This window comes from Streptomyces sp. NPDC001927, from assembly GCF_053594455.1.
The window spans coordinates 258,016-273,068 of sequence record NZ_JBSFEN010000009.1 but is presented as its reverse complement, the minus strand read 5'-3'; the positions used below and the strand labels follow the sequence as shown (position 1 = coordinate 273,068).

Here is a 15,053-nt window from a genome sequence, read left to right as displayed (position 1 = left end):
GACGTGTCGTTCACGCCGGGCGCCTTTCGTCACATATGGCCTACAGGTGGGCTACAGCAGGCCGTCCCACATCTGCTCCAGGAGCACCGACCACCAGTTCTCCGGCGACGCGAGCGCCGCCGGGTCCAGCATCGCCAACTGCGCCTGGAAATCGACCGTCCAGCGGCCCGCCTGCTCCGGGTTGAGCCCGAACCGCAGCCGCCACATCCGCCCGAGGAGCGCCATGGACCGGGTGAACTCCGGCAGCCCGCTGTTGACGAACTGCGGCGGCACCGGCGCACCGCCCGGACCGGCCTCGACCGGTACGGCGACGATGTGCGCGGTCCCGTACTGGACGCAGATCGCCCGCCCGAAGTCCGAACCGATCACCAGGTACGAACCCGCGTCCGACGCCGGCTGGATCTGCCGCTGCGCCGCGAGCTCCGCGAGCGTCGGCACCACCGGCTGGGCCGGCTGCGCCCAGAAGAACGGGCCGAAATCGGCCGGCAGACCCGCCCATACGAGCGTCAGCGCCACGACCTCCGGCACGCCCTGGCGCGACACCGCCCGCTGGTCGAACCGGCAGATGCCGGGCCCGAAGGCGCCCGCCATCTCCTGCGCGATCCCGTCCGGCGGGATCGGCGGCGCCGGCTGCACCTGCGGCAGCGGAGCCCGCACCGGCGCGGGCCGCGCCGGACCGTCGGCGACCTGGTGCAACTCGCCCTGGTGGGTGATGAGTTGCCGCATGCCCTGCTGGCGGCCCGCGTGATCCCTGCCGTACGGCGCGATGTTGGTGATCCGTGCCTGCGGCCAGGTCTCCCGGATCATCCGGGCGCAGTAGCCACCCGGCAGCTCACAGGACTCCAACTCCGTGTGCAGCTCAAGCACCTGCTGCGGCGGAACGTTCATCGCGCGCAGCTCGTGCAGGATCTGCCACTCGGGGTGCGGGGTACCGGGAGCGGACCGCCGGATGATCTGGGCCTCGGAGCCGTCGGGCGCGCGGTAGCGCAGCACGGCCTGGTAGCCGGGGCCGACGGTCGGCTGACCGGACGGCTGCTGCGGGTACCCGTACGCGGGCGGCGCCGGCGGCGCGCCCTGCACGGACGGCGGGGGCCCCGGCGGAGCCGGCGGCCCACCCGGGCCCGGCTGCGCCAGCATCGTGGCCGCGTGGTGCACCCCACCGGGCGGAGTCCCGGGCGCACCGGGCGCGCCAGGAGCACCGGGGGCGCCAGGAGCGCCGGGGGGTCCGGGCGGGGCGATCCCGCCGGGACCGGGGTGCGCGAGCATCGTCGCCGCGTGCGCGACTCCGGCACCGTCGGAGCCACCGGGGGCGCCGGGCGCACCAGGAGCACTGGGCATGCCGGGCATGCCCGGCGGCGCGGGCGGAGGCACCGGCGCACCGGGGCCGCCCTGGCTCGGGTGCGCGAGCATGGTCGCGGCCTGGTGCACCGGCTGCTGCGGCGTGGCCGGCCCGGGAGGAGCGGGTGGACCGGGGGGCGTGGGCGCCCCAGGGGCCCCAGGCGCACCCGGAGCTCCGGGCGGGCCGGGAGGCAGGGGGCCGTCGGGCCCGAGCTGCGACACCAGCTGCGTCCGTACGTAACCACCCGCGGGCGTACCGGGAACGCCCGGCGCCTGCGGCGGCGGAGGGGTGCTCCCCCCGCCCCCGCGCGTACCGCGCGGCGGCACCGCGGCCTTGCTGGTCGCGGCGTCCGCGATGTCCCCTGCGCCCGGCGCACCCGGCGCGGGCGGCGGCGTGGGCGCACCGGGACCGGGAGCGGGCGTCGACGGACCGGGCGGAACCGGAACACCGGACCCGAGCGAGCCGCCGGGCGCACCCGGAACACCGGACCCGAGCGAGCCACCCGGCGCACCCGGAACACCCGGAACACCCGGCGCACTCGGCGGGAACGGCGTCTCGGCGCCCGGCGGCGGCGGGGCGTGCGGGTCGAGGGCCTGGGCGATCGCCGTCGGCGGGAGCGCGCTGCCGCCCGCCATCAGGGCCGTCGGTGCGTCCGCGCCCACGATCGGCAGCGGCGTGTCGTCGTCGTCCGCACCCGAGAGCGGCGGCGCGAAGACGGTCGCCGGCAGCGGTACGGAGCCGTCCGCACCGCCCGAACTCGCGTTGGCGTCCGCCCACGGGCTGCTGGCCGCCGGGGCCACAGGCCTCTCGGCGGGCCTCTGCGCAGGCACCTCGGCAGGCGTCTCCGCGGGCACCCCGTCGGAAGCCGTCGGTTCGTAGTCGACCGACCGCCCCTCCGACGCGTCGCGGACCGGCTGCTCGGGCGACGGCGAACCGTCCGCCGTAGCCCCGTCCGTGGCCTCCGGGGTGGACGAACTCCCGCCCGCCTGGGACGCGTTCGGCCCCTTCGGCGGCAGGCCCAGCTTGTCCGCCGCGTCCTGCAGCCACTCGGGCGGGCTCAGCAGGAACGACGTCGCGTTCAGATCGACCCGCTCCGGCGGCGCCGGAGGCGCGCCCGCCTCGTCCTCGACCGCGCCGTACTCCTCCTCGTACCGCCGGATCACCTCACCCACCGGCAGTCCGGGCCACAGCGTCGCCTCGCCGCTGTCCCGGGCGATGACCAGCCGCTGGCGGCCGCCGTCCGAGATCGGACCGCCCTCGCGGTCCTCCGCCCACACGACGAAACCGAGCCCGAACTCCCGTACCCGCACCTCCCGGTGCTGGTACGCCGGCACGTCACCGTTGATCCATTCCTCGGCGCGCTCCTGCGCCTGCGCGAACGTCACCACAGCCAGTTCACTCCCCCACCGGGACCACAGGAACAGCGCGCGCGAAGCCGCCGTCCACCATCAGGTTCGCCACCGTCTCCAGCTCCGGCGGATTGCCCGCGAGACGCTGCAGGAACGCGTCGAAGTCCTCGCCGCACGGCAGCAGCAGGCGCTCCACGCGCTCCGCCACGCTCCACGCGGCGGCGACCTCGCCGGAGTCCCGCGCGTCGTCGTACGCGCAGAACCACACCGTCCCGATCCGGTCGCCCTTCACCTTCAACGCCAGGATCCCGCCCTGGACGAAACCGACGCCCAGGTAGTCCTTGGTCAGATGGTCACGCAGGCACTTGTTGACGTAGACGAGGTCATTGACCCCCGCCTCCTCACGGACCGTGAAGAACGGCTGGTCGATCAGGAGTCCCAACTCCGCGTCCAGCGCCGCGCCGACCGGCGCGCAGCCGCCCGCCGCCTTCAGGAAGGAGCGGTACGCGCCCGGCAGGCGGTACCCCAGGTCCTCCTCCACGCCGAGCAGTTGCTGCTCGGACACCGACACCAGGCCCTTCGGCAGCCCGAAATGGGCCGGCCGGGTCTCCTGGAGCGGGCGCGTACCGCGCTTGGCGTGGTCGACGGCGGCCGTCGCCACCCCGCCGTGGTGGCGCAGCAACGCCTTCACCTCGACGGGGACGAGCTCCATCCGCCGGCTGCCCGCCACGTGGTGCCAGGTCCAGCCGTGCGGGGTCGCCACCGGCGGAATCGTGTCCCACAGCTCATGACCGGTCGCGGCGAGCGCCGCGTTCGCCGACACGAAGTCCGTCAGCCGCAACTCGTCGACGCCGAAGCCCTCGGGAGGATCGGCGATCTCCGCCGCGGCCCTGGCATACGGCGAGAAGTCCGGAAAACCGTGTTCGTCCACCCGCACCCCTCTAGGATGCCGGGAGGCGCGGACCGGGTCCGGGAAGTGCACGACCTGCCCGGCGTAAGCCGCGTTCGGTGGCGCGGCGTGCTGCCCGAGCCGACCTGTCGTCATGGCGGTTGCCCCCTGCGCTGGCTGCTGGCTGATTCCGCACAGCCTATGCGGTGCCACAAGCCCGTGACCCGGCCCGATCCCTCCACCCGTCCGACACCCCTCCGACACCCGTCCCGCACTCTCCCCTTGAACACAGCCCGTGACCAACTGTCACGACCGGATGACGTACCGGCGATAGTTACGACACACCCACGACCGGTTCGAGTACCCCGCTTCCACATGAGGCGTCCCATTTGGCACTCTGTTCCAGCAACTCCGGGGGGATTGCAGGAGGGGAAGAACGCACCATGTACGCAACACCGACGCCCACGCAGGGTGACCCACGCCTCAACTGGAGCAGCACCGAATCCACTCGCGCCCCGTTACTGCGCTTCCGCCGCGACGGCATCCTCCCCACCGTCGGCGCCGCGCTGTCCGTACGCGGCGAGACCCTCACGTGCACGGCCGGCCGAGCCGACCGGCCGCCCGCTCTGCACCCGCTCGTCCAGGACTTCCTGGACACCCTCACCAGCGGTCAGCGCGAACGGTTCACCGGACGCTGCCCCGAAGCCATCCTGCTCTCCCGCCACCTGACCGCGACCGAGTCCGGCCGCTCCAAGCGCGCCCAGCGCAAACCCCTCACCCACAGCGAAGCGCGCCGCTCCCTCAAGCAGGCCAAACTCACCGCGCGCCGCATCCGCGAGGACGGCGACCCGCTGCACGGCAGCTACGCCGCCCCGTGCCGCTCCTGTACGGCGATGCTCGCGCACTTCGGTGTCCGCACCGTCGACCCCACCTCGACTGTCGAGAACGGCTGACCGCACCTTCATGCCCGACCACCTGAGCACCACCCGCTTCCCGGTCAACGTCGACGCCGCGCTCCGCGAGGCGGGATGGCAGCCGGGCCGCTGGGACATAAAGCTCGCCGAGCAGTGGGCCGACGCCCTGCGCGCCCACGTCTCGCCGGGCGGTCACCGGCACAGCGTGTTCCCCGCGGCCGTCGAGGCATGGGCGGAGTTCGGCGGCCTCCAGGTCACCGCACCGGGCGCGGGCCGCCAGATCGCCCCGGCCACCCTCCACTTCGACCCCCTGGCCGGCCTGCACCTGGCGCGCACCCTGTCGGACCTCGGGCGGGCTCTCGACACGGAGATCTCCCCGCTGGGAGCGGAGGGCGAGCACCAGGCGGTCCTCGCGATAGACCTGGAGGGCCGGGTGTACTGCCTGGACCACACCGGCGACTGGTTCCTGGGCCGGGACATCGACGCGGCCCTGGCGACCCTGGTCACGGGCGCCCAGCCGACGCGCCTGGTGGCGGGCTGAAGCCCGCGCCGAGCCGGGGCCGCGCCAGACCGTCTACGCGGCCTGCTCGCCCACCGGCAGCACCGCCGACACTCGGAACCCGCCCGCGTCCGTCGGACCGGACACGAATACGCCGCCGAGCCGCATCACACGCTCCCGCATGCCGACCAGTCCGTTGCCGCCGCTCGGCAGGTGGGCGTCGGCGGCCTCCGCGTCCGAGGGGCCGTTCTCGACCTGCATCGCGACCTCCGCCTCGCGGTGCGCGAGCCGGACCACGACCTTGGCGCCCGCCGCGTGCTTGTGCACGTTCGTGAGCGCCTCCTGGACCACGCGGTACGCGGTCCGCTCGACCTCCGCCGCGTACGCCCGGGCCTCGCCGAGGACCGTCAGCTCCACGACCGCGCCCGCCTGCCGCGACTGCTCGACCAGCTCCTCCAGCGCGTCCAGACACGGCCCGTCCTCCGAGGCCGCCTCGGCCGCGGCGGCGGCCGCCCGCCCGACGGCCGCCAACGGAACGGCCGACGGCACCCCTGCCACCCCGCCCTCCCGCAGCACGCCCAACATCTCGCGCAGCTCCGTCAGCGCCTGCCGCCCCATGTCACCGACCAGGGCCGCGTTCTTTACGGCCTTCTGCGGATCCTTCAACGCCACCGCTTGCAAGGCGGCCGCGTGCACGACCATCAAGGACACCCGGTGCGCGACCACGTCATGCATCTCGCGCGCGATCCGCGTCCGCTCCTCCTGCCGCGCCCACTGCGCCCGCTGCTCGGCCCGGTCCGCGAGCAGCGACAGCTCCTGCTCCAGGCTGTCCGCCCGCTCCCGCAGACTCTCCATGAGCCGGCGCCGCGCCCCTATGTACAGGCCGAAGAGCACCGGGGGCGCGTTGAGGCCCAGGGTCAGGAAGACGGCGACGACCGGGACGTACCAGCCACTGGCGTCGAAATCCGGCTGACCGGCGGGGGCCTGCGCGACGTCCTCCCGTACGCGCACCACCGTCACGACGAAGACGGCGACCGTCGACATACCGGCGAGCGCGGCGGTGATCCTGCGCGGCACCTCGGAGGCGGCGAGCGTGTACAGCCCGACGATCCCCATCACATAGGCCATCTCGGCGGGTGTCACCGCGATCGAGACCAGGACGGGGACCAGCGGCCACCGGCGCCGCACCAGCAGCACCGAGCCGACGATCAGCCCGAACAGCACCCCCACGGGCACCGGCAGCCCCGCCTTGTCGGCGAAGCCGACCCCCTCGATCGCGCACTCCACCGCCGATACGGCGGCAAGCCCGATGTCGAGCACCGCACTGCGCCGTCTCCCCCACCACCACAGACCGCCGGGCGTCATGCCCGTCGCGTCCCGGTGTGCCCCCGTTGTGGTCATGCCCTCCAGCCTACGGGCGGCGGCCAGCCATTTTCCGAAGACTGCCGCGACCGGGAGCGCCGCACGTCAACCGCGTACGCGCCCCCCGTGCGCCGATCTCCACCGTCGCGTGGAGGGGGCTTGGTACGGCATAGTGTGGGGTGCTGGTCCGGCGGCCTGACCAAATGTCCGGTTAAGTCGGTTTCCATCCCCTGTGGTGTAATTGGCAGCACTGAGGCTTTTGGTGCCTTATGTCCGGGTTCGAGTCCTGGCGGGGGAGCTCCTGATTCCGGGTCCTGACTTCCAGCGTCGGGACCCGCACTCATATCCGGCCCTGTACCCCCCGGTATCCTGCGGGTGTCCACCACCCGAAGCCGAAGGGCATTCCCGTGAGCGCCAACCGCCCGGCCGCCGTCGTCGTCCTCGCAGCGGGTGAGGGCACCCGCATGAAGTCGAAGACTCCCAAGGTCCTGCACGAAATCGCCGGACGTTCCCTCGTCGGACACGTCGTGTCCGCCGCGCGCGAGCTGGAGCCCGAGCACCTCGTCGTGGTCGTCGGGCACGCCCGTGAGCAGGTCACCGCGCATCTCGACGCGCACTACGCCGGTACCCGCACCGCCGTCCAGTACGAGCAGAACGGCACCGGTCACGCCGTTCGCATGGGGCTCGAAGAGCTGGGCCAGGCTCCCGACGGGACCGTCGTCGTCGTGTGCGGCGACACCCCGCTGCTCTCCGGGGAGACCCTGACCGCCCTCGCCGGCACCCACGCCGCCGACGGCAACGCCGTCACCGTGCTGACCGCCGAGGTGCCGGACTCCACCGGCTACGGCCGCATCGTCCGGGACGCCTCGGGCGCCGTGACCGCGATCGTCGAGCACAAGGACGCCTCCGACGAGCAGCGGGCGATCCGGGAGATCAACTCCGGGGTCTTCGCCTTCGACGGCCGCCTGCTCGCCGACGCGCTCGGCAAGGTGCGGACGGACAACAGCCAGGGCGAGGAGTACCTCACCGACGTGCTGTCCATCCTCCGCGAGGCCGGTCACCGGGTCGGCGCGTCCGTCGCGGGCGACCACCGCGAGATCCTCGGGATCAACAACCGGGTGCAGCTGGCCGAGGCCCGCGCGCTGCTCAACCAGCGCCTCCTCGAGCGCGCCATGACCGCCGGTGTGACCGTCGTCGACCCGGCGTCCGTGTTCGTGGACGTCACCGTGACGTTCGAGCGCGACGCCGTGATCCACCCGGGTACGCAGCTCCTCGGCGCCACCCACATCGCCGAGGACGCCGAGGTCGGCCCGAACACGCGCCTGAAGGACACCACGGTCGGCAAGGGCGCCCGCGTGGACAACACGGTCGCCGACTCCGCCGTGATCGGCGAGAGCGCCTCCGTCGGCCCGTTCGCGTACCTGCGTCCGGGGACGAACCTGGGCCTGAAGGCCAAGGCCGGTACGTACGTGGAGATGAAGAACGCCACGATCGGCGAGGGCACCAAGGTCCCGCACCTCTCCTACGTGGGCGATGCCACCATCGGTGAGTACACGAACATCGGCGCGGCGAGCGTCTTCGTGAACTACGACGGTGAGGCGAAGCACCACACGACGGTGGGTTCGCACTGCAAGACGGGCTCGGACAACATGTTTGTGGCGCCTGTCACGATCGGGGACGGCGCGTACACCGCCGCCGGGTCCGTGATCACCAAGGATGTGCCGGCCGGTGCGCTGGCTGTCGCCCGTGGCCAGCAGCGGAATATCGAGGGTTGGGTTGCCCGGAAGCGGCCCGGCAGCGCCGCGGCGCAGGCCGCTCAGGTGGCCACCGAGGAGCCCGCCGGCGAAAGCTGACCGGAAACAGGTACGTCGAACTCGGCGTACCGTGATACGTGCACATAAATTCGGCTGGCTCGCACACGCGCACGGGAGCGCGGAGATCGCGACCAGAAGACACGTCTGAGGAGACAGTGCTGTGACCGGGATCAAGACGACCGGCGAGAAGAAGCTGATGCTCTTCTCCGGCCGCGCCCACCCCGAGCTGGCCGAGGAGGTCGCGCACCAGCTGGGTGTCGGCCTCGTGCCGACCAAGGCTTTCGACTTCGCGAACGGTGAGATCTACGTTCGCTTCCAGGAGTCGGCTCGTGGCGCGGACTGCTTCCTGATCCAGAGCCACACGGCTCCGATCAATAAGTGGATCATGGAGCAGCTGATCATGCTCGACGCTCTGAAGCGGGCTTCCGCGCGGAGCATCACCGTGATCATCCCGTCGTACGGCTACGCCCGTCAGGACAAGAAGCACCGTGGCCGTGAGCCGATCTCGGCCCGTCTGGTCGCCGATCTGCTGAAGACGGCGGGTGCGGACCGGATCCTCACGGTCGACCTGCACACGGACCAGATCCAGGGCTTCTTCGACGGCCCGGTGGACCACCTGTCGGCGCTCCCGGTCCTCGCAGACTACGTGGGCAGCAAGGTGGACCGCTCGAAGCTGACGATCGTGTCTCCGGACGCGGGTCGTGTGCGGGTGGCGGACCGCTGGTGCGACCGCCTCGACGCGCCGCTGGCGATCGTGCACAAGCGCCGTGACAAGGACGTCGCCAACCAGGTGACGGTCCACGAGGTCGTCGGTGACGTCCGTGGCCGTGTCTGCGTCCTGGTGGACGACATGGTCGACACGGGTGGCACGATCTGCGCCGCCGCCGACGCGCTCTTCGCGCACGGCGCGGAGGACGTCATCGTGACGGCCACGCACGGCATCCTGTCCGGGCCGGCCGCCGACCGTCTGAAGAACTCCAAGGTCAGCGAGTTCGTCTTCACGGACACGCTGCCGGTGCCGAGCTCCCTGGAGCTGGACAAGATCACGGTCCTGTCGATCGCCCCGACGATCGCCGCCGCGGTGCGTGAGGTGTTCGAGGACGGTTCGGTGACGAGCCTCTTCGAGGAGCACTGACAGTTTTCGACGAAGGGCCCGCTTCCCGATCAGGAAGCGGGCCCTTCGCGTACGCCCCCGGTGATCCGAGGGTGATCCAATTGGGCGGCTCGGCCGTGGCCGAGTAGACTGCCGTAGTTGCTCGGCGAGGGAGGCCGTACCCGTGGTGGTACGGCGGTCCGTTATCGACGCGCTCTTCGTAGCAGGCCATCGCCAGTCGTGGCCGGGTGACAGGTCACATTCGTCACCTTTACTACGAGGAGTGCACATGTCCGAGGTGAAGCTCGCCACCGAGACCCGTACCGAGTTCGGCAAGGGTGCGGCGCGCCGCGTCCGCCGCGAGGGCAAGGTCCCCGGCGTTCTCTACGGTCACGGCACCGACCCGGTCCACATCACCCTGCCGGGCCACGAGCTGCTGCTCGCCCTGCGTACCCCGAACGTCCTGCTCTCCCTCGAGCTCGAGGGCAAGAACGAGCTGGCGATCCCGAAGGCCGTGCAGCGCGACCCGCTGAAGGGCTTCCTGGAGCACGTCGACCTGCTCCTCGTGAAGCGCGGCGAGAAGGTCACCGTCGAGATCGTCATCGAGACCGAGGGTGAGCTGGCCCCCGGCACCTTCCTGGTGGAGCACGTGCTGAACACGCTCTCCGTCGAGGCCGAGGCCACCCACATCCCCGAGTCCGTCACGGTCTCCATCGAGGGCCTGGAGGCCGGCGCCTCCATCCTCGCCAAGGACATCGCGCTGCCGAAGGGCACCTCCCTGGTGACCGACGCCGACGCCGTCGCCATCCAGATCCTGGCCGCGCAGGCCGAGGAGCCGGCCGCCGAGGGTGAGGCCGCCGCCGAGGGCGAGGCCGCCGAGGGCGCCGAGGCCTGAGCCGTAGGCTCTGCTTGACGCGACGGGGTGACGGGCCGTTCGGGCCCGTCACCCCGTTTCTTCTGTTCCCATGCCGGTACGCACACGAGGAGACGAGACCCCCATGACGGACGACGCGAACGCCCCCTGGCTGATCGTCGGCCTCGGCAACCCGGGGCCGGAGTACGCGGCCAACCGCCACAACGTGGGCTTCATGGTGGTGGACCTGCTCGCGGACCGCATCGGCGGCAAGTTCAAGCGGGCGCAGAAGGCGCAGGCGCAGGTCGTGGAGGGCCGGATGGGCCCGCCCGGACCGGCCAACCGCCGGGTGATCCTCGCGAAGCCGATGTCGTACATGAACCTCTCGGGCGGTCCGGTGACAGCGCTGCGCGACTTCTACAAGGTGCCGACGGCGCATGTCGTGGCGGTCCACGACGAGCTGGACATCGACTACGGGGTGCTGCGGCTGAAGATCGGCGGCGGCGACAACGGCCACAACGGTCTGAAGTCGATGACGAAGGCGATGACCGCGGAGTACCACCGGGTGCGGTTCGGCATCGGGCGTCCGCCGGGCCGGATGCAGGTCGCGGACTTCGTCCTGAAGGACTTCTCCTCGACGGAGCGCAAGGAGCTCGACTACTTCGTGGACCGGGCGGCGGACTCCGTCGAGTGCCTGGTGGCGGAGGGTCTGGAGCGCGCGCAGTCGGCGTACAACTCCTGACGGTCGGGCCGTCACGGTACGACTGTACGATCGCGGGTCATGACGCACGCCCGTAACGCCGCCATGGCCCTGATCGCCCTGCTGCTCCTCGTCGCGGGGGCCTGGTCGTCGTGGGGAACGGCGCAGCACGTCCTGCTCTCCAAGGGCCGTGAGCACGGCACGCTGACGGTGACCGGCTGCAACGAGGAGACGTGCAGCGGCCGTTACGTACCGTCCGGTCCGCCGTCGACGCACACCACCCTGACGATCGACCACTCTGTGGCGGCCGCCAAGGGCCAGACGCTGCCGGTGGTCGTGAAGCCGGGCACGAGCGAGGCGGTCCGCACGGGCTGGGGCGGCGGCCTGCACGCCTGGCTCCCGCTGGGCGGAGCACTGCTCCTCGCGTCCCCGCTGATAGGCGGCGGCCTGCGGCTGACGCGGACGGCGTGGTCGATGGCGGGGGTGGGCGCGGTGCTGCTCGTGGGGACGTTCTTCGCGCTCTGATTGTTACCGGCCAAGGGTGATGAGTGGCTGAAAACAGCCGCTAAGCTGCGCGTCTGCCACCTCCCACGGCATCCCTCATCCCAGATGGACGACTGCACATGCGACGATCCCTCATCATCCCGACCGGCGCCCTGGTCGCCGCCGTGGCGGGCTCCCTGGTGCTGGCCCCGGCGGCTTCCGCCCACGGCAAGCCCAACGGCGACAACGGCACCGTGAAGATCCACGACTCGAAGACCGGCGAGGAGCTCCGTAAGAACGAGCCCAAGGTCTGCACCTTCTACGTCGACGCCTTCGGCTTCGACGCCGGCCAGAAGGTGAACTGGCACATCGAGGCCTGGGCCAACAACGAGCAGGACAAGGGCACGACGGTCAAGTCCGGCCTCATCACGCTCGACGCCGACGGCCATGAGCGCACCGAGGACATGACGCTCCCGAACGGCCAGTACAAGCTGTTCTGGAACTTCGAGGGCGAGAACGGCCGCGCCAAGCACAAGGTCTTCAAGACCGACTGCCCGCCCGCCGAGACGGAGACCCCGACCGGCACCCCGAGCACGGGCACCCCCGGCACGGAGACCCCGACCGGCACGCCGACCGGGTCGGCGACCCCCGGCACTCCGGGAGGCACCGAGACGCCGTCCGCCACCGACTCGGCCTCCGCCGGCGCGACGCCGTCCGCCTCCGGCGGCACCGGCACCGGTGACCTCGCGGAGACCGGCTCCTCCGCCCCCGTCGGCATCATCGCCGCCGTCGCCGTCGCCCTCGCGGGTGCCGGTGGCTTCCTGGTGACGCGCCGCCGCAAGGCCCAGCAGCACTGAACCCCGTAACGACGACAGTGCCCCTGCCGGAATCCGTGGATTCCGCCAGGGGCACTGTCGCGTACGGGCGATGGAGCCTCAGCCGGTGTTGCGCAGGCCTGCCGCGACGCCGTTGACCGTGAGGAGCAGGGCTCGGGCGAGCAGCGGGTCCGCCTCCTCGCCGCGCTCGGCGGCGGCCCGCTGGCGGGCCAGGAGGGCGACCTGGAGGTAGGAGATCGGGTCCAGGTAGGCGTCGCGGATGGCGAAGGTCTGCTGGAGGACCGGGTTGGAGTCCAGGAGCTTCTGGCCGCCCGTGATGCGCAGGACCTCGGCCACGGTCAGGTCGTGCTCGGCCTTGATGGAGTCGAAGACGTGCTTGAGCTCGTCCGGCACCAGCGTGTCCACGTAGTGCTGGGCGATGCGCAGGTCGGTCTTGGCGAGCGTCATCTCCACGTTGGAGAGGAAGTTGCGGAAGAAGTGCCAGCGCTCGTGCATCTCCTCCAGGACGCTCTCCAGGCCCGCCTCGCGCAGCGCCTTGAGGCCGGAGCCGACGCCGAACCAGCCGGGGACGATCTGCCGGGACTGCGTCCAGCCGAAGACCCACGGGATGGCCCGCAGGCCGTCGAGGGAGACACCCGAGCCCGGGCGGCGCGAGGGCCGCGAGCCGAGGTGCAGGTCGGCGAGCTGGTCGACGGGGGTCGAGGCAAGGAAGTACGTCGGCAGGTCCGGGTCCTCGACCAGCCTGCGGTACGCGGCGTGCGCGGCCTCGGAGGCGGTGTCCATGGCCGCGTCCCAGCGGGCGAGGGCCTCGTCGGACTGGCGCGGCGCGGTGTGCAGGGCCGAGGCCTGGAGGGTGGCCGCGACGGTCAGCTCCAGGTTCTCCCGCGCCAGGGACGGGATCAGGTACTTGTCGGAGATGACCTCGCCCTGCTCGGTCACCTTGATCTCGCCCTCCAGGGTGCCCCAGGGCTGGGCGAGGATCGCGTCGTGCGAGGGGCCGCCGCCTCGGCCGACGGTGCCGCCGCGGCCGTGGAAGAGCCGGAGGCGTACGCCGTAACGGTGGGCGACGTCGCGCAGGCGACGCTGAGCGCGGTGGATCTCCCACTGGCTGGTGGTGATGCCGCCGAACTTCGAGGAGTCGGAGTAGCCGAGCATGACCTCCTGCACGTCGCCGCGGAGCGAGACGAGGCGGCGGTACGAGGGGTCGGCCAGCATGTCGTTGAGGATGACGTCGGCGGCCTTGAGCTCGTCGGTGGTCTCCAGGAGCGGCACGATGCCGATCTTGGCCCAACCGGCGTGCAGGTCGATGAGGCCCGCCTCGCGGGCGAGGACGGTGGCGGCGAAGACGTCGTCGGCGCCCTGGCACATCGAGATGATGTACGACTCGATGACCTCGGGGCCGAAGCGCTCGAACGCCTCCTTGACGGTGCCGAAGACACCGAGCGTCTTCTGTCCGGCGGCGTCCAGCGGCGCGGGCGTCGGGCCGAGCGGGCGGCGGGAGCGGAGCTCCTTGGCGAGCAGCTTCTGCCGGTAGTCGCGGGGCATGTCCGCGTACCGCCAGGACTCCTCGCCGAGCCGGTCGAAGAGCTGGCCGAGCGCGTGGTGGTGGGCGTCGGCGTGCTCGCGGACGTCCATGGTGGCGAGCTGGAGGCCGAACGCGGACAGGGTGCGGATGGTGCGGTCCATCCGGCCGTCGGCGAAGAGGCCGCCGCGGTGCTCGCGCAGCGAGGTCTGGATCAGGGTGAGGTCGTGGACGAGCTCGGCGGTGCCGAGGTAGTCGCGGCCCTCCTGGTGCGGGGTGCCCTTGGCGAGCCGCTCGCGGGTGTTGACGAGCTTCTGCCGGATGCAGGTCGCCTTGAGGCGGTACGGCTCCTCGGCGTTGAGGCGCTTGTAGCGGGGGCTGATCTCCGGCAGGCGCTCCAGGTCGCGCTGGAGGGAGGTGAGGAGCTCCTCGGTGGCGCCGGTGTAGCGGATCGAGTTGGAGAGCAGTCCGCGCAGGTAGTCGACGAGTTCGAGGGCGTCGGTGATGCCGTGCTCGTGCTGGAGGATCAGCACGTCCCAGGTGACCTGCGGGGTCACGTTGGGGTTGCCGTCGCGGTCGCCGCCGATCCAGGTGCCGAAGGTGAGCGGGCGGGTGCCGGCGGGCAGCTCGATGCCGACGCGCTCCAGCTCGGCGGCGAGGTCCTCCAGGACGTCGCCGACGGCGCCGGCGTGCAGCTCGTCGAGGTAGTAGATGGCGTTGCGGGCCTCGTCGGCGGGCTCGGGGCGGACGACCCGGAGCTCGTCTGTCTGCCAGATGAGGTCGATGTTCTCGGCGAGCCGGAGGTCGACACGGCGCCGGTCGGCCTCGATGACCGGGGTCTCCAGGAGGGCGGCGATCCGGCGGAGCTTGTTGAGGACCGAGCGGCGGGCGGCCTCGGTGGGGTGCGCGGTGAAGACCGGCCGCACGTTGAGGTTCCGTACCGTCGCACGGACGTGCTCCGGGTCGCCGTCCTTCAGCATGTCGGCGGTGCGCGCGAGCAGGCCGCCCTCGGCGGCGCGCTTCTCGCGCATCTCACGGCCTCGGTGCACCTGCTCGGTGACGTTGGCCAGGTGGAAGTAGGTGGAGAAGGCGCGCACCAGCTTGGTGGCGGTCTCCAGGTCGGTCTCGCCCAGCAGCTCGGCGGCCGCCTCGCCGTCCTCGCGGGTGAGCCCGCGGACCTTCTCGACGAGCTCGAGAAGGTCGCGGCCCTCCTGCCGGACGAGGGTCTCGCCGAGCAGGTCGCCCAGTCGGCGGATGTCGGAACGCAGCTCGGCGCTGGCGGTGGGGGTCTGGTCGGCACTGCTCACAGGTGCGGCTCCTTGCAGTGTTCGGGCACATCTGGAGGGGTACTGGAGGCTTGCGGACCGCGCTGTCCGACGCACACAGGATAGGTGTCCATC

Annotated in this window: 12 protein-coding genes and 1 tRNA gene; 9 read left to right on the top strand and 4 right to left on the bottom strand. The window is 71.8% G+C overall.

The window, feature by feature from the left end; all coding sequences use genetic code 11:
• Positions 1–51: 51 nt before the first annotated feature.
• Both ACWCO8_RS25315 and ACWCO8_RS25310 read right to left on the bottom strand, forming a co-directional pair.
• Positions 52–2,727, bottom strand: a complete 2,676-nt coding sequence (locus ACWCO8_RS25315; RefSeq protein WP_451034178.1) for an SUKH-4 family immunity protein — start codon at positions 2,725–2,727, stop codon at positions 52–54.
• 7 nt (positions 2,728–2,734) lie between these two features.
• Positions 2,735–3,733, bottom strand: coding sequence for an SMI1/KNR4 family protein (locus tag ACWCO8_RS25310; RefSeq protein ID WP_451034177.1), 999 nt, complete (start codon positions 3,731–3,733; stop codon positions 2,735–2,737).
• Between the two features lie 287 nt (positions 3,734–4,020).
• Here ACWCO8_RS25310 and ACWCO8_RS25305 point away from each other — a divergent pair, with 287 nt between their 5' ends.
• Complete coding sequence (locus ACWCO8_RS25305; RefSeq protein WP_451034176.1) at positions 4,021–4,530, top strand: YwqJ-related putative deaminase; 510 nt, start codon at positions 4,021–4,023, stop codon at positions 4,528–4,530.
• Positions 4,531–4,540: 10 nt separating this feature from the next.
• Positions 4,541–5,032, top strand: a complete 492-nt coding sequence (locus ACWCO8_RS25300) for an SUKH-3 domain-containing protein (protein WP_451034175.1) — start codon at positions 4,541–4,543, stop codon at positions 5,030–5,032.
• 33 nt (positions 5,033–5,065) lie between these two features.
• On the opposite strand, the gene ACWCO8_RS25295 is transcribed toward ACWCO8_RS25300, so the two are convergent.
• Positions 5,066–6,391: a sensor histidine kinase gene (locus ACWCO8_RS25295; protein ID WP_451034174.1), complete on the bottom strand. Its 1,326-nt coding sequence runs from the start codon at positions 6,389–6,391 to the stop codon at positions 5,066–5,068.
• A gap of 187 nt (positions 6,392–6,578) precedes the next feature.
• Here ACWCO8_RS25295 and ACWCO8_RS25290 point away from each other — a divergent pair.
• From ACWCO8_RS25290 to ACWCO8_RS25260, 7 genes are all read left to right on the top strand, one after another.
• Positions 6,579–6,650 (top strand) — tRNA-Gln (locus ACWCO8_RS25290).
• A gap of 109 nt (positions 6,651–6,759) precedes the next feature.
• On the top strand, positions 6,760–8,205 hold the full coding sequence (glmU, locus tag ACWCO8_RS25285; RefSeq protein ID WP_451034173.1) for a bifunctional UDP-N-acetylglucosamine diphosphorylase/glucosamine-1-phosphate N-acetyltransferase GlmU: 1,446 nt from the start codon (positions 6,760–6,762) through the stop codon (positions 8,203–8,205).
• Positions 8,206–8,326: 121 nt separating this feature from the next.
• Positions 8,327–9,301, top strand: coding sequence for a ribose-phosphate diphosphokinase (locus ACWCO8_RS25280; RefSeq protein ID WP_362013274.1), 975 nt, complete (start codon positions 8,327–8,329; stop codon positions 9,299–9,301).
• Between the two features lie 247 nt (positions 9,302–9,548).
• Positions 9,549–10,154: a 50S ribosomal protein L25/general stress protein Ctc gene (locus ACWCO8_RS25275; protein ID WP_451034172.1), complete on the top strand. Its 606-nt coding sequence runs from the start codon at positions 9,549–9,551 to the stop codon at positions 10,152–10,154.
• A 103-nt stretch (positions 10,155–10,257) separates the two neighbouring features.
• Positions 10,258–10,854: an aminoacyl-tRNA hydrolase gene (gene pth, locus ACWCO8_RS25270; RefSeq protein WP_362013272.1), complete on the top strand. Its 597-nt coding sequence runs from the start codon at positions 10,258–10,260 to the stop codon at positions 10,852–10,854.
• A 39-nt stretch (positions 10,855–10,893) separates the two neighbouring features.
• Entirely contained in the window at positions 10,894–11,337 is a 444-nt protein-coding gene (locus ACWCO8_RS25265; RefSeq protein WP_451034171.1) for a hypothetical protein, read from the top strand.
• A 98-nt stretch (positions 11,338–11,435) separates the two neighbouring features.
• Complete coding sequence (locus tag ACWCO8_RS25260; RefSeq protein WP_451034170.1) at positions 11,436–12,152, top strand: LPXTG cell wall anchor domain-containing protein; 717 nt, start codon at positions 11,436–11,438, stop codon at positions 12,150–12,152.
• 78 nt (positions 12,153–12,230) lie between these two features.
• On the opposite strand, the gene ppc is transcribed toward ACWCO8_RS25260, so the two are convergent.
• A complete protein-coding gene (gene ppc, locus ACWCO8_RS25255; protein ID WP_451034169.1) occupies positions 12,231–14,960 on the bottom strand; it encodes a phosphoenolpyruvate carboxylase in 2,730 nt (909 codons plus the stop codon).
• Positions 14,961–15,053 lie beyond the last annotated feature (93 nt).

Coding starts and splice junctions, on each gene's coding strand:
- pth (WP_362013272.1), top strand. CDS start 10,258: ATGACGGACGACGCGAACGCCCCCTGGCTGATCGTCGGCCTCGGCAAC.
- ACWCO8_RS25295 (WP_451034174.1), bottom strand. CDS start 6,391: ATGACCACAACGGGGGCACACCGGGACGCGACGGGCATGACGCCCGGC.
- ACWCO8_RS25310 (WP_451034177.1), bottom strand. CDS start 3,733: ATGACGACAGGTCGGCTCGGGCAGCACGCCGCGCCACCGAACGCGGCT.
- ACWCO8_RS25265 (WP_451034171.1), top strand. CDS start 10,894: ATGACGCACGCCCGTAACGCCGCCATGGCCCTGATCGCCCTGCTGCTC.
- ACWCO8_RS25275 (WP_451034172.1), top strand. CDS start 9,549: ATGTCCGAGGTGAAGCTCGCCACCGAGACCCGTACCGAGTTCGGCAAG.
- ACWCO8_RS25260 (WP_451034170.1), top strand. CDS start 11,436: ATGCGACGATCCCTCATCATCCCGACCGGCGCCCTGGTCGCCGCCGTG.
- ACWCO8_RS25300 (WP_451034175.1), top strand. CDS start 4,541: ATGCCCGACCACCTGAGCACCACCCGCTTCCCGGTCAACGTCGACGCC.
- ACWCO8_RS25305 (WP_451034176.1), top strand. CDS start 4,021: ATGTACGCAACACCGACGCCCACGCAGGGTGACCCACGCCTCAACTGG.